Annotated in this window: 14 protein-coding genes and 2 pseudogenes; 9 read left to right on the plus strand and 7 right to left on the minus strand. The window is 35.3% G+C overall.

The window, feature by feature from the left end:
- Positions 1 to 216: pseudogene (locus SB775_RS17885) on the plus strand (hypothetical protein); the annotation flags it as partial.
- Positions 217 to 863: 647 nt separating this feature from the next.
- Here SB775_RS17885 and SB775_RS17890 read toward each other — a convergent pair.
- The 5 genes from SB775_RS17890 to SB775_RS17910 form a co-directional block, all read right to left on the minus strand.
- Entirely contained in the window at positions 864 to 2213 is a 1350-nt protein-coding gene (locus SB775_RS17890; RefSeq protein ID WP_410862569.1) for a PepSY-associated TM helix domain-containing protein, read from the minus strand.
- A gap of 313 nt (positions 2214 to 2526) precedes the next feature.
- A complete protein-coding gene (locus SB775_RS17895; RefSeq protein ID WP_410862571.1) occupies positions 2527 to 3222 on the minus strand; it encodes an ABC transporter ATP-binding protein in 696 nt (231 codons plus the stop codon).
- Positions 3219 to 4031 (minus strand): ABC transporter permease, encoded by an 813-nt coding sequence (locus SB775_RS17900; RefSeq protein WP_410862573.1) that lies wholly within the window; start codon positions 4029 to 4031, stop codon positions 3219 to 3221. Before SB775_RS17900 ends, SB775_RS17895 begins: the two co-directional genes overlap by 4 nt.
- Before the next feature lie 155 nt (positions 4032 to 4186).
- Positions 4187 to 4726 carry a nitrous oxide reductase accessory protein NosL gene (locus SB775_RS17905; RefSeq protein ID WP_410862574.1) on the minus strand — a complete coding sequence of 180 codons (540 nt, stop codon included), beginning with the start codon at positions 4724 to 4726 and terminating at the stop codon, positions 4187 to 4189.
- A complete protein-coding gene (locus SB775_RS17910) occupies positions 4723 to 5988 on the minus strand; it encodes a right-handed parallel beta-helix repeat-containing protein (RefSeq protein ID WP_410862658.1) in 1266 nt (421 codons plus the stop codon). The genes SB775_RS17905 and SB775_RS17910 overlap by 4 nt, the downstream gene beginning before the upstream one ends.
- A 655-nt stretch (positions 5989 to 6643) precedes the next feature.
- On the opposite strand from SB775_RS17910, the gene SB775_RS17915 reads away from it, so the two are divergent.
- Together SB775_RS17915 and SB775_RS17920 are read left to right on the plus strand one after the other, a co-directional pair.
- Positions 6644 to 7471 (plus strand): sensor histidine kinase, encoded by an 828-nt coding sequence (locus SB775_RS17915; RefSeq protein ID WP_410862576.1) that lies wholly within the window; start codon positions 6644 to 6646, stop codon positions 7469 to 7471.
- A complete protein-coding gene (locus SB775_RS17920) occupies positions 7472 to 8110 on the plus strand; it encodes a response regulator (RefSeq protein WP_410862578.1) in 639 nt (212 codons plus the stop codon).
- 218 nt (positions 8111 to 8328) lie between these two features.
- Here the strand turns inward: SB775_RS17920 and SB775_RS17925 are convergent, their stop codons facing one another.
- The gene (locus SB775_RS17925; RefSeq protein WP_410862580.1) at positions 8329 to 8862 is read right to left on the minus strand and encodes a hypothetical protein; all 534 of its coding nucleotides are present in this window, start codon (positions 8860 to 8862) and stop codon (positions 8329 to 8331) included.
- A gap of 245 nt (positions 8863 to 9107) precedes the next feature.
- Between SB775_RS17925 and SB775_RS17930 the strand changes: the two genes are divergently transcribed.
- The 6 genes and pseudogenes from SB775_RS17930 (at position 9108) to SB775_RS17955 (ending at position 14008) form a co-directional block, all read left to right on the plus strand.
- Positions 9108 to 10115: a metallophosphoesterase family protein gene (locus tag SB775_RS17930; RefSeq protein WP_410862581.1), complete on the plus strand. Its 1008-nt coding sequence runs from the start codon at positions 9108 to 9110 to the stop codon at positions 10113 to 10115.
- 24 nt (positions 10116 to 10139) lie between these two features.
- Positions 10140 to 10340 (plus strand): twin-arginine translocase TatA/TatE family subunit, encoded by a 201-nt coding sequence (locus tag SB775_RS17935; RefSeq protein ID WP_410862583.1) that lies wholly within the window; start codon positions 10140 to 10142, stop codon positions 10338 to 10340.
- A 687-nt stretch (positions 10341 to 11027) separates the two neighbouring features.
- A complete protein-coding gene (locus SB775_RS17940) occupies positions 11028 to 11267 on the plus strand; it encodes a hypothetical protein (RefSeq protein WP_410862584.1) in 240 nt (79 codons plus the stop codon).
- Between the two features lie 239 nt (positions 11268 to 11506).
- Positions 11507 to 11968, plus strand: a complete 462-nt coding sequence (locus SB775_RS17945) for a hypothetical protein (protein ID WP_410862585.1) — start codon at positions 11507 to 11509, stop codon at positions 11966 to 11968.
- A gap of 190 nt (positions 11969 to 12158) precedes the next feature.
- Positions 12159 to 12503 carry a Na(+)/H(+) antiporter subunit C gene (locus SB775_RS17950; RefSeq protein WP_367411943.1) on the plus strand — a complete coding sequence of 115 codons (345 nt, stop codon included), beginning with the start codon at positions 12159 to 12161 and terminating at the stop codon, positions 12501 to 12503.
- Between the two features lie 231 nt (positions 12504 to 12734).
- Positions 12735 to 14008 (plus strand): annotated as a pseudogene (locus SB775_RS17955) (IS110 family RNA-guided transposase).
- Between the two features lie 686 nt (positions 14009 to 14694).
- Here SB775_RS17955 and SB775_RS17960 read toward each other — a convergent pair.
- Positions 14695 to 14934, minus strand: coding sequence for a hypothetical protein (locus SB775_RS17960; RefSeq protein ID WP_410862587.1), 240 nt, complete (start codon positions 14932 to 14934; stop codon positions 14695 to 14697).
- Positions 14935 to 15506 lie beyond the last annotated feature (572 nt).

The raw sequence follows: 15506 nt of genomic DNA on the forward strand, positions 1-15506 counted from the left end.
TATGCGATGAAAGTTGCACCTACGGTGCGAGCAGGGGGAAAAGGGAACGATAACTTCAAACCCTTACCTATCTGCATTATTAAGGAAGACAAAAAGATCAGCGTTTTTTATGAAAGAATAATCCAATTCAATAGTAGTATAAGGGCATGTTTTGATAATCTATTTTCAAAACATGCCCTTTGTATTTATTTATCAAAGTTTTTTGTATTAGTTTGAACAAACTTTGTTTCAAATCTACAATAAGATAGATTTTAATAGGTTATTGGACGTAGAATAATGAACAGGGTTTTATGACGTGAATAGTGACAAAAAAAGAGTTATTCAAAGCGTCATGACATGTGTTCAAAAAGGACGAGTTTTGGAACAAATAATAACTTATTTATGAAATGTTTGCTTTTTTACTTTTGTTCAGCAATCGGGCCAGATAATTGAACAACACCTTTAAAGAGAACTGTATATTCATGTATATAGATAAGATTGTGAAATATTGTACTTAAACTAAAGGATTCCATATTATGCCTAAAGTGCATACAAAAATTCCGGTATTCGATTGCATACCGGAATTTAATAGATTTAGTGGTGATGATTATGGTTTTGTCTTTGATTTGATTTTTATTTAATGGAATTATTTCCTGCATTTTAATTTTTATAATGCTAGAGTCAACCCTTTCCAAGTTGAGCTTCTATCAACTCGTTGGCTTCCATATTTCAATTTAAACCACATTTTCTTTACCTTGTTATATTTTAAACTTTAATATACCTTCATGATTTAAAGGAAATCTCTTTTGTTAATAAAATATCAACTTCTATTAGTTAAGGTAACGAACGGTGTTCAATTCTTAATAAAGATTAATTTGCAATTGTCACTTTCTTTCTTTATTGAGGAGATAAATAATTCCTTCAATAATAACCACCACGATTAAAGAAATCCCGAATAATGGCATAGCTAACCCTAAAACTATCATAAAGATAATAAAGCCAACCGAAAGACCACTTGAAGCTCTTGGTGGAGCTGAGAATTTACCCTCTTTTTTACGAGATAGCCACGTTTTAATTCCCAAAAAAATGACGAATAGGAAGGAGAGACAAACTGATAAGTTAATAAGTTTATTTGGCCAGCCAAATAAATGACCTTCATGTAATGGAATGCCCCATGTAAACCATTTTGCCAAAATGCCATAATCCTGATAGCTCACTTTTGAAATCAAGTTTCCACTATATTGATCGAAATAGGTTGTCATTTCATCATACGGGCTAACGTCTAAACCGGTCACACCAGTATTACTACCCTTAGATACAGTGTATACACCTTCTTCAGTCGCTGGATATATAATTGAATAAGGTTTCGAAATATGAGCTTCCTCAACCTTATTGATCAATTGTTCGACACTTAACATACTGCTGTCATTTGACATACCTGGCATAGCAGACATATCACCATGATGTGCATGAGACTCGCTTGATGTGGGTGCCTCATTTTTACGAGTAGCCCATGGAATTTCACTCATATCCGAAGTTGGCGGCTGTTGTTTTAGTGTTGGAATCCCAATAGAAGGATGCTCTTGAGCTGCTGAGTATATAAAATTGCCCATAAATGCTGACCAAGGTAAGCCGGTAAAAATAATGATAATCATGGGAATTGTAATAATTGTTCCCACTAACGCATGCAATTTTTTATTTTTTTGTCGCTTCGTTGGATTCTGTATTTTCTTCAATGCCCTTCCCTTAAAGGTCATGTAAAGACCAGTAAACAGCAAGAAGATTGCCCAGCATGCAGCTAATTCAACTAAATAATTTACAACAGTTCCACCTATAAAAAGTGAACTATGTATCTCTCTCATAACATTTGAAAATGTATGTTTCGCACTTTGACTACCGACCATCTCATAATTATCATCTAAGAATACATATTTTTGGTCGCCATCTTCATTTGTCATCGTTAAGCGTGTATTATACGGATCATCTAATAAAATAACTTTCGAGACAGAATAGCCTTTGTATTGCTCTACCGCCTTCTTAATGCCTTCATCAATCGTTAATTGTTCCGTTTTTTCGCTTTCTCCAAAGAATAATTCATCGTAAGCTTTATTTTCTACATCTGTATAAAATAAATATCCAATGCCACTTAGTGTTAATGTAATCAGTAGTGGTGCGATAAATAATGCTGCATAGAAATGCCATTGCCATAAACGATTATAATTGCCTTTTTTCACTTCTAAACCCCCATCAAGAGTAACTTAATATGATTTTTGTTTTGTATCTACTTTTACTGTTGCTATTCTCCTCCTACTGTTTCAGATAGCAGCAGTCTTTACCATGCATTTATATAGTTATAGTTTGAGATACTTCTTTAAAACCATACATTTTCCCACCAAATCCCAACTGGAATTGTTTTGCTTGTTTCAAAGAATCAAAAGCATGACTTATTGATGGCAACAGTTGAGATTAATATCTGCACTCAACAGGAATGTCGTCATCTTTGCACTTATAGTTGTTTCTTTAAAAAAATCCTGACAAATGCGATTCTCATTGGCGATGAAGCTTCAACAACTTCATCGTCGTCTCTTCTACCTTATTTTCATTATTGATTGTCTGAATGATTTCCCCCTGTTTCATAAACAGAATAATGTTGCCCGTCTCGGCTGCTACATCCATCATATGGGTAGAAAAAACGATAATTGTACCATTTTTTTTAATCTGATTAAGAATTTCAACGAACCGGTTTACCCAGTAGGGATCCAATCCATTTGTCGGTTCATCCAGTAGCAAAACATTCGGTTTGGCTAAAATTGATTGCCCAAATAATAAGCGTTGCCTCATACCCTTAGACAAACTTTTTACTAATTCACGCTTCTTATCACCAAGGCCTATCAAATCCATTACTTCATTAATCCTATCTCTTTTCACTTTCCGTAAAGATCCATAAAAACTAAGGAACTCTTCAACTGTCATCATTTCCTGGGCATGGAAATCATCAGGCATGAAGCCGATTTCGGTTAAATAGTTCTCGCGATCGAATTTAATTACTCTTCCGTTTATAGAAGTTGTACCACTTGATGGATAAAGAATACCCGCAATTATTTGCAGTAATGTACTTTTGCCAGCACCATTTCCACCGCATAACACAAGGCAAGTTCCCTCCGTTACTTCAAAAGAACATGGATATAACGCAGTCTTTTTCTTATAAACCTTCGAGACACCATCCACTTTTAATCCTGTCATCGCCTTTTCCTCCATTCCAGCATAAGCATCGAAAATAATAACGTCAGTGTCAAAAATCCAATGACATATAATATATAGATAATGATTCCGAAAGAAGAGTCTAAGAAAGTCACAAGTGAATCATATGCTTGTCCAAAAACAGCTCCTGCATCAAGTGACATGACAAAGGACACCCGAATGATTTCAGCAGGATTGGCAAATAATGCGAATTTCATCAATGGGGCAATCCATGGGTAAGGGAGCAATCCTAAAATACCAATTAATGCAGTCGGCCAAATCATAATTAGGAAAAACCAGATAATGACTGAAATTGATAACGCCTGCCACCTTGTCGATACGATACACCCTACGGTTATACCAAGGATGAGAAAGAAAAAAATAAGAGTAATAGAGAAAAAGTAAATAGACAAAAGCCAATCACTGGAAAAAACACTCCCACTCACTAGACCTATTGCCAAGCTAATTCCATAACTGAACGTGAATACGATCGCTTGAGCCGTGAATTGACCACCTATTTTCCCAACTATGTACGACAATGTAAATAACGGATAGGTATTCAACAACCGCCATTGTCCATTTTCCATTTCATTGGCGATTGAAAAGGAACCAATGATCAACATGAAAAGTGGAATGATATATAAAGCGACATTGACTACAGTACCAGTCGTATTGGTATATCCAGTTAAGGAGGGGGAGCTGCTTTGCAATAAAAATAAGAGAGATAATACAGCGACCCACAAGCAAAAAAAAGAATAATAAGATCGCTGTCGTACCGTCATGCGCAGTTCAGAGCGCCAAATATTCCACATCTTCATTCCTCTTTTCGAACAATCTTCTACCTAAGTATCTTAAATGCCTAAAATTCAGTTCATAAATACCTAAAATTCAGTTCATAAATACCTCATATATAACTATCTGATAAAGTAAAAGGGACCGCCCGAAAACGGAGCTGGCCCCTATTCTTTTAATGAGAATCATCACTATGACTATCTTCAGCGCCATCTGAATGTGAATGGTCCTTCATATCTTGTTTCTGCATCATTTCATTGTTTTGCTCCCAACCATAGTCAGCTAAATCCTTTGCTGTCATTAGCGTACTGCCTTCATTTGCAGTAGCAAACTCTTCAGCAGAAACTTTATCTTTAAACGATACTACATTATAGGCCATTGGTGTTTTAACCGATGGATTGTGTACATAAGTTGCATCTTCCCCTAAAACCCACTCTTTATCGTTGTAATCACGGACAAATTGAGCATCAATTTGTTTATTTTCATTTGCATGAACCCATTCATACATACAGCCTACATCATCAAAAACCATAGATTTACCATTTTTCAAAATAATTTCGGTAGCATGTTGGTCGTCAATAACAGCCATATTACATGTATCACAAGTGTCCGTTGTTTCATTAATCGCAACAGGTTTAACCTCATCATTTCCACATGCTGTGAGATTCATAATTATTCCTGCCAATGCAATAAAACTAAATAGTTTTTTCTTCATCTTCTTTTCCTCCCAAGTATAAATAGACTAAAGCTTGCTAAAATCATCACTGCACTCATAATCCATAAACTAAAACTCGATGATTGTTCTTTTGCTACTTCCATCGTCATGTCCATTAGAGGGGCTGAATCTATTAACAACTGTTCAGCCGGACTTTTCAACATATTTTGCAACAGGATAATTCCTGGTGCTTGAAAAAACAGCTGATATTCCGGAACATCCGCCGTTAAGGTAAGAAAATATGGGTCAGCAGTAAAGACAATTTCACTCTCTCCATTTCCATTTGTATCAACCTTGCTTGCGGCGTCCCAATAATTCCTATCTACTTGATTATTTGAGCTTTCTATGGCCTGTGCATCGTTGACGTTTCCAACGAATGTATTATTTACTGCCTTATTTCCATTCGATTTTAAAAACTGTACTCCTGTAAAATTGTCCATGATTTTATTGGAATCCAATCGGTTATTTTCAGCTTCTTCGATAAAAATGCCTACTCGATTGGAAATAAACTCATTTCCGGTCACCTCAGTATCAGAAGCCAAATATATTAACAGTCCTTGAGCATTCACACTATTGTTATTAGAAGAAAACTGATTATTACTAACGACTGTCCGTTTTGATTCCATCAACTCAGTGCCTGTTGTATTTGATCTAGATACATTTTCGTCAAGTATATTATCATTGGAAAACATGAGATGCATACCGTAACGTGATTTTTGGATGTTATTTCCATGCAAAGTATTCTCATTGCTTTGTTCTAAATAAATTCCGTCAGAAACATTGGTTATATTAAGGTTATCAAACTTATTTCGGTTGGATTTCCATAAATCGATTCCATTCCCTTGATTTATGCCAATAATCTCGCTGTCTTGGATTGTCACGTCAGTCGCATTTTCAAGTCTAATGCCGAAGTGCTTAGCCTCAATATTAAGTCCTTCCAGAATATGATTAGAACCAGTAACATAAATAGCTGTGTCTTCTTTTTCATCCCCACAGTGTTCCACTTTGATATTTTTTAGAGTAACACCCTTATTGCGAATGGTAACTACCGGCTCAGCCTCACAAGAGCGAAGAAGGACTTTACCCGTTCCTTCAAGGGTTAATGGCTTGGATATTACCACTGTTTCCTCATACTCTCCATCCTCTATTTTAATCGTGGCACCGTTGGGAGCTTCATCAATTTTAGATTGCAAAGTGCTTGCTGCTTCAGATACAGCTGGCATGCAAAATGATAATAAGAGGAGAAACATTATGTAATGCATTATTTTCACTTCTTTAGCCTCCTCGCTCTCGAATAGATTCACTTTGTCAGTCTAGTCTTTAATGATGATAGCCATGATTATGATGTTACTCTTGATTTTGGTGTCATCCTATTATGAAAATTAGTTTCTCTTCCAAAGCATTTCTAAAAAGGGGTAAAGACAACATTTATCGAATTTCCCACGTAAAGGCTTAAACCTTTGAAATCCAAAGATATACCATAAATTGTAAATCTACCTCTCTGATAATAAAAGGAATTAGGTGTATTTTCGTTACCTCAACCCAAAATCCCTTTTTAGAAAGTTATTTATTAAAATGGGGAACAGGATCAGAGTAAGAAAACACAACCATAATTAATAAATGTGCTAAATTAGTTTTTACGGCAAATGGTCAGTGGCACCACTAATAACATGAATAAGAGTCAACACTGGATACTTGTTCATGCCACTGCAGTTTCGATTAATAATTAATTTCGCTTTTAATTAGAAAAAGTCATCCCGAAAGATAACCTTTCACCAAGCCGTCATCCACATTATTATAGGCAGAATGAAAAGATTAAATAATAACTCGAAAGAGTGATTTTAAAGAAAAAATGTAAAAAATTTTAGTGCAGATGATAAAATATAGACACATTTCATGTAGAAAAAAGGTGAAAGCTTGAAGTATAAACAAATAAAATGGCTCATTTTAATTCTTCCAACTGTGACAATCACGTTATGGGAATACATTCGACACGCCTTACTTCTTCCTTATATCTCAATGGATATGGGGAATTTTCTTTCGCCTGTATTAGTATTTGTCGTTACACTCATCTTCTTACGGCATTTATTTTCAATTTTAGAACGATTTCAAGAAGAGCTAAGATCGGAAAAAGCCAAGAAAGCAGCACTTATTGAGAGAGAAAAGTTAGCAAGAGAACTTCATGATGGAATTGCCCAATCTTTATTTCTCTTATCCGTAAAAATGAATAAGTTTGGAAGAAAGAATCATCTCGAACATGATTCGGATTTTCAAAAAATTAAGCAGACGTTACAGCACGTTCACGAGGATACTCGTCAAGCTATTACAAACTTAAAATACTTAGCAAGTGAAGATCCATTTAGTTGGACAGAAACCATTTATCAGTATGTAACAGAACTTAAGAATAATCATTTGATGGATGTAAAGTTAGAATGGGGAATACAAGAAGATACGCTATCAACGAAAGAAAAAATAGAGCTGTTTGCGTGTATAAAAGAAGCCGTTGTGAATGTCATCAAACATGCAAAAACTAACCAAATATCGATTCATTCAAGAGAAAAAGACAATGGGTGGATTTGTGAAGTCAAAGATCAAGGAATAGGATTCACAAATGAAACAATTCAGTTTAGCAAGGGCTATGGGCTACAAATCATTAAAGATAGAGCCAGAGATATGGAATGGGAATTTTCTATGAAGAGAAAAGATAATGAAACCATCATTGAATTAAAAAAGGAGAACAAGTAGATGCAACCTTTTCGAATACTAATTGTTGATGATCACTCTCATGCAAGAGAAGGAATTCGAGAAATTTTAGAAGAATATGAAGACTTTCTTATTATAGGAGAAGGGAAAAATGGAGAGGAAGCGATTAAACTTACCGAAGAATTAATGCCTGATATTATTCTAATGGATATTCAAATGCCAGTAATGAACGGACTAGAAGCAACTAAAAGAATAAAACTTAAATTTCCATATGTGAAGATTGTGATGATTACGGTTTCAGATGATATCACAGATTTATTTGATGCGTTAAAAAAAGGGGCTCAAGGCTATTTATTAAAAAACATTCAATCGGAAGCATGGTATGAATATTTAAAAGCTTTTGCTTTAGATGAGGTACCAATGTCAAAAGAAATCGCCTTTCAAATCTTAAAGGACTTCCCTCAAAGCACAATGACTAAAGAGAAGACACCTTTGTCTAAGCGAGAATTAGAAGTGCTACAATTAGTGGCCAAAGGTTTATCAAATAGAGAAATTTCAGAGACTCTTTTTATTTCGGAACATACAGTTAAAAGTCACCTGAAAAACATATTAAGTAAACTTCACTTAGATAATCGAGTTCAACTAACAAGTTATGCTTTTCAACAAGGCTTGATGAATTAATTAGGGTATAATGAACATCATCATGATCCTGGCTTCATATTAAGCCGGTAATGTGTTTGGTTTACGAAGACAGATTATAAACAACTGAAAGTTTAATTCTTGTTGAAATAACAGGTGCGTTAGCTTAAGTTCGAAGCTGCCTTAAAGACAGCTCTGATCTTGAGCTAACGCACCCGTTAGCTCAATAAGAAAAACCCCTAGCCCCTAATGACTCATCATTATAGGAATGAATCTGCTATTTCTATTAAAACCTTTGGTGGAACTTTATCAGATATCCTCTTATCAATTCCTAACATATACTGCCAACCATCTTTTTCAAAAATCAAATAATTACATACTTGGGCTCGGTTTGTCACATATAGTGCATAAGTGTCATTGCTTATTTTATACTTTTTGTCAATCCGTTCTTGTGTAAAATTAATCCTGTGTTCGCTCGGTCGAACTCTGATTACATAATGGTTTTTCGGTATATTTTCATTAATTAGCTCAACTTCAAGCTCATTGTTTATTCCAATTGTATGATTGCATCTGCCTAATTGATGTGTGAAAGCTATAGGTGGCAATTTATATGGAATTTTTATCTTTTTATTAAAGTATGATTCGCAGGTCTTCAAAGCTTCCTCAACAGGCCTGTAACCTATATCGAATAGAGCTTCTTCAAGTGGAATTCTGCCTGCGTTTGCAGCAACTACATTCCCAAAAGTATTAAAGCCAAAAATAAAACAAATGGATAAACACAACCATCTAATCATAGGAACCCACCTTTTTTTATGGTGGTAGTTTGTTCAAACTTTAATTAAACTATACTATACCGTTATTTGAATTGCTGAACAGCCTTATGCAACAAACCTGCCCCGATAGTTCTATAAAGAAGGTTCCATAACCGCTATTATTTGTTCCAAAACTCATAATTCTTACATGTATCTATTATTAAATTATTATCTACTCAGTATTATTAATATTGTTAATAATACTGAGTAGAAGGGAAAAATGTTCAATGAAAAAAAATATGAAAGACCAAAACGTATTAAACGAAGAAGTAAAAACGGTAAAAAATGATTCTTTTAATGTGGAAATGGATCGCCGCACCTTTTTACAGAAGACCACGATGTTTGTTGGAGCTGCTATGGGAGTAACTCTAGTAAACTCAATTCCTGGTTTACCAGCTAGTGCAGCAGCTAGTTCATCCATCATGAAACCAAAGATGACATTAAATGTGATCAGTGACATACATATTAGTACTCCACTGACTTCTGAAAAGTTTTCGGCTGCACTTCAAGATCTTTACGAAATCGACCCGAAAGTAGATGCTATGGTTATCAATGGAGATTTGACGAATTACGGTACAGAAAAGGAATATTCAAAATTTAGAGAACTATTAGAGCAATCTCCTAAGCCAGAGAAAACGTATATGACCATTGGGAACCACGAATTTTTTAACAGACAGGGCAACGAAGTGAATATTAAACGGTTTACAGACTTTATAGGTGAAGATCACGTGTATTATGAGAAAATGGTCAAAGGTTATTCTTTTATTTTTCTTGGCTCTGAAACCTGGGGACCAGATGAGCCATATAAAGACGCAGCAAATTTAAGCGAGGAACAATTGAATTGGCTGGAAGATACTTTGGAAAAACGTAGCAATAACAAAAAACCTATTTTTGTATTCCTTCACCAACAAATGGAACATACTTTTGATGCTTCTTATCCATCTCTAATTCAAGATAAAGAACTGAACGATATTCTCTCGAAATACCCACAGTCCATTATATTCTCAGGTCATACCCATCAAGACCTACTTCGTCCAAGTATAATCCAGAAGGATTTTACAATGATTAATACTACATCTGTCTATTATACAACTTTTGGCATGGATGAAAGCCAAGGTTTGCATTTGGAAGTTTACGATGACAAGATCATCGTAAAAGGACGGGATTTCTACCGTAAACAATGGATTCCAGAAGCACAGTACACGATTGATATTCAAAAAAAATTAAAAGTCTAAAATGAACAATTGGAGGTCAACTTTATGTTTCAAAATATAGGAATTCCCGGATTAATACTAGTTCTTGTAATTGCACTTATCGTTTTCGGTCCATCAAAATTGCCAGAACTAGGTCGTGCAGTCGGCTCAACATTAAAGGAATTTAAAAACTCAACACGAGATCTAGTTTCAGATGATGAGACAGATCAAGAGAAATCGAATAATAAGAACGAAAAAAGTATGTAATAATATAAATCTAGTAAGATGTGAGTATATCATTTAACTCGCATCTTCTTTTTTTAACTAGGGGTCCAGACACATGCCCTTAGCTTGATGGGCATGTGGCGGTACCCCATTATGAACTCTATTTTGTAGGTGATTGGATTGTGTCTAAAAAGGCTCTACACTATTGAGATTGTGAAAGAATGTACTTAAACTAAAGGGGCAGGATAGTTTAACAAGAATTATCCTGAAAATATGGTGGTGTATAATAAATTTTAGTTGAGGGGGAGATTGGTATAAATAAAAAGCTAAGTTTAAGCATTTTAGTAAGTATCATTATTCAAATTGTGGTTTTGAGTTCTATAGATAATTTAAATGTTTCAAGAATCCTTGTGATAGTAGGAATTGTTAACTTATTTTTTACTTTAATGGTATTAACCAAAAATAAAAATAAACCGTTATAAAATGTATTACTTTAACAAGATATGTTTTTCTTATTGAGCTAAAGGGTGCTTTACTTCAATAACGAAGGTTGCTGCGACAGCCCTTTCTTATGGAACTATCGGGGCAGGTTAGTTCAACAAGGTGATATACTGTTGAAGACAATATATTTAGCCAAGTCACTATTTTAGTGGGGAATGATAGGCAACTATAACGAAAAATTAACACTGACTACTGAGTGGAATTAAAACAACTATAGGAGATATTAAAATGTGGTTAAAAGTGAGTTTAGCGATTTTTGCAATACTGGGTTATTTTCTTATGGGGTATGCCATCTTTGGAAATAAAAAGAAAATCGATGATATGTATATAGGTAATTCTTCTAGCCTGATTGAAGTGATATTGGATCTTACGTATGAATTCTCCCCAACGTTAATACGGAGAATCTTGCTATTCCTTTTAGGATTAATCTGTGCATTTATCTTTACCATGGGAGTAATTTTGTCATAAGTATTCCTCAACCCACTAGGGAAAGAGGATTCATATAAATTTCTATATAATTGAACTAACGGGTGTTTAGTTGATTAATTGAGGTTGCTGTGGCAGCCCTTTTCTTATGCAGCTAACGGGGCAGGTTAGTTGCATTAGTACAAAGTTTAGTCGAACTGTGACATAAATATTTATCTTTAAGTATTAAACTTTCTCCAACTACGGATAATAACAAATAATAAAATCCAGGAGGAATTTATTTGAGAAAATTAATTTGTGTTTTTGTAGCTTTACTTGCTTTTGGCACTAATATCTTGCCTGTTCAAGCTGAAAAAAATCATCAACATAGTTCTAAAGGACAGGAACAAATCTTTGATAATTTTTTCGTTCAACTTTACCAGGAAGAAATTTTAACAGCAGTAAAGGATTATTATAATACTGACTCAATAAACATTGGATATGATTGGTGGGATAAGAATTACGATGTTGTTGAATTGTTACAAAGTGAACCAGGACGAGAATACAGTTCTAGCTATATATTGAAATTTACTGTCTTAACCCACTCTGCATTTGTTCCAAAAGAGAAAGCAAAGCCTTTAGGAATTGATACAATAACGCTTGGTGTGGAACCAATTTTAAATAACAAAGAATTCAACCCGAATGGTCAACCTGTTGTTAAGTTTATAAATTTTCAACACAATAATCCTCCAAAAGAAAAATAAAGGTGATGGGCACTATTCCGGTGCCTTTTTACCGTGTAGTTTGGGTCAACTCTACAATAGGTCTTATGCAATTATCGGGTGCGTGTTGAGAACCGGGGCTGCCATTTGGTTGCCTTTTTGCTTAATGAACTAAAGTGGCAGGTTTGTTAAGTTATAATAAATCTCTGACAATAGGGAGAGTGATTGAATAATGGAAATTTTAATGTCTGTTACAATCGGCGTCTTGTTTATGTGCGCCACCTATATGATGCTTTCAAAGAGCCTGATTAGAATCATCATCGGCACAGGTTTGCTAAGCCATGGCGCGCACCTCTTGATACTTACGATGGGAGGGTTGAAAAAGGATGCAGCTGCGCCGTTGTTGGGGCAGCATGCTGATTCTTATGTAGACCCTTTGCCACAGGCTCTCATCCTGACAGCAATCGTCATCAGCTTCGGGGTGACATCCTTTATTCTTGTGCTAGCCTACCGAGCCTATCAGGAGCTGGGGACCGATAATATGGAACAACTGAGAGGAAACGAAGGAAATGATTAACTTTGTTGGATTTCTTATTGAATAAACGATTTGTGAAGGAATGTACTTAAACTAACGGGTGCGTTAGCTGAATATCAGAGCTGTCTTTAAGGCAGCTTTTTTTTATGCAACTATCGGGGCAGGTTAACATTCCTGTAGTTCGTTATTTTTCAGCTTTGAAAAAAATAGGGCTCCTCAGTAAGATATGAGTAAGACATCACTCTAACTCAAAACCTTAGGAGGAACCTTAATATGAATTTTAAAATGCAAGACAAACAAAATCAACTAATAGAAAGAATTTCCGATACACATCTAATTGTAGGTGTGGATATAGCCCAACAATTACATGTTGCTCGAGCTGTTAACTTCCGTGGAATTGTAGTTGGAGATCCTCTTATATTTGAAAATAATGAAGAGGGGTTCGTAAAACTATTAAGTTGGATTCAAAACTTACAAAAACTAAAAACTTAGATTCCACAATAGTGGGTATGGAACCTACAGGACATTACTGGATTAACTTATCAAAATGGCTGGTTAAACAAAACATTGAGGTAGTTACTGTGAATCCCCACTTAGTAAAAAGGAATAAAGAGAATCGTGACAATATTCAATCGAAAAGTGATAAAAAAGATGCCCTTGTTATTGCGGATATGGTCAAAAACGGCTATTATTCCTTTGTTCGTCCCACATCCGAATCATTTGAGAAACTTAGAGTTCTAATTTCGAACCGTGATGTAATTGTTAAACGTCTCGTGATCTCTATTAATCAAGTAAATCGATGGGTGGATGTGGTCTTTCCTGAACTCAGACAAGTGTTTAAAGATGTAACGTGCAAAGGCGCCATCGCAACCCTTCGTTTATTTCCTACACCGGATGAAATATCTTCACTAGAAACACTAGATGTCATGAGGGGTTGGAAGTCTTTAATGAAACGACAACCAGGACCCAAGAAGGCTCAGTTACTAATCAATCTAGCAAAATCCTCAATTGGGACCGAACAAGCTCTTGATGCTTATAAATTACATTTAGAACAATTATTAGAGGAATATGACCTCGCTGTAAAACAACTCGAAAGAGTTGAACAACAAGTTAAAGAAGTTCTCTACAAAATACCATTTGCAAAAAAACTACTTATGATTAAAGGAATAAGTGAAATTTCATTAGCCGGGATACTGGGTGAATCAGGAGATCTAAGTGGTTTCTCTCACGGAAACTCTCTATTACGGCATGCGGGATTACATCTAGCTGAAGCAAGTTCAGGCAAATGGAAAGGTCAGATTGTCATTTCAAAGCGTGGAAGGTCAAGACTACGACGATTCCTTTACTTAGCAACTATGAGCCTTGTGATGAATAACCCTGAGTTTAAAGCCGTCCATTCCCATAATGTAAAGGTAAAGAAGATAAAGAAAATTAAGTCAATCATGAAACTGATAGGAAAACTAGCAAGGATTTTTGTAGGAATAGCACGACGAAACGAGTCTTATTGTCCAAATAAAGTCCAAGTATCAATCCCTTTAGCAGCATAGAAATAAAAACATTAGTTATATAGAATGTATCATTTTAAAATAGTTAACTTTATTTTGAATGTTGTCTTATTCGTAGGATTTCAAATATGTACGGAGTACCAGGTTTCTTGAACAAAAGGGCACTGTGACCCATAAGGTTAGCATAACTGGCCCCTACCCCTTTGGATAGGCATGACGAAGGAATGAGAGGGCAATTGACCCGTTGAGACATGGGAGGGATAGCCTCCAGGGGCGGCGTGGAGATGTACATTATATGGTAAAATATGGAGTGGTAGCTGGTTCCTTTATTTAACTATGCCTTCACGAAGCCAAAATGATCTGTTCTCATTTCAATTACCCGGAAGTCAAATTACAAGGGTTATGAAATCCTTCGAATAAGTGAGCATTCGAGAGATATTTGTATCAAACTGAGGGAGTTCAATAAGAAGAGCGAACATACATATTTCATAGTAGTGATAACCTAAAAGCAACTATTGCCAGTGCCCTTGTATCGGCAGTAAAGAAGCTGGTACAGGGTCATTTCTACTTGTTCTAATCTTCTTGTTTCCACTTAAGTAAAAAGCTGTAGGTTAGCACCAAAACAACCCTTTGGTAGCCAAGAGGGTTAATAAAAAGGGGATTTATTCTATATACTGTTCCAGGTATTGGCCTCCCCTAGGGTAGACTAAAAAATATCATTGGACTTCTTAGGGTTGCAGGGTTGTTTCTCTTAGTAGTTTCTCGGCTTCAATTATACAAGCAGACTTGTCATGTAGGTATTCAAGTGAGATACCCCTTTTTAACGCTGTTCGTTCCATTAATCTAATTTCATGATACATAGCACCAGACAAGATCCCTTTTTCAATGTTCTTATTTATTTCATAATAAAATCCTGCCAATAATTCTAACGGTAATTCATCGTAAAGGGAATTTTTTTTGTTCTCCATAAAGTACCTCCTATTCTACAATAAAACTAGCATACATATTTGAAGGGATCTTAAGGGGAGCTTTCAAGCTAGGGAAACCCTGAATTTGACCGAATACAGAGTTTAAATAACATGATTGATGAATCACTGTTCCCTATTCGGAAGAAGATTGTTGTTGCATAAAATAGGGGATTTCTACTATGTACTGTTCCGGGTATGGCCCCACCTACGCCAGATACTATGACGGCCACGCATGCCATCCAACCTATTATCATCATGAAAGAAAGCGCTTACATTGTCAAGGATTCATTTGGAAATACGAGCAAAAACCCTTGGTATGATAAAGTGATCCCAGGCTGATAGGCTGAGACTAAAATTGACAAAATCAGTAGATCTATTATTTTGATAATATCTAAAAAAGGAAGATGTTGTATTTAATAAAAATGGTTGAGCGCCATTTAAAGCTAATAAATTTCCGAATGGGCGGTATTGCATTGTTACACCCGTTCGTAAAAGTACACTTTTATGAACGGTTTTTATAGAATAAGATTAAAAAATAAGAAATGAGTAAAAAAATGGATGTTCGAATGATC

It is taken from the genome of Peribacillus sp. SIMBA_075 (genome assembly GCF_046534585.1).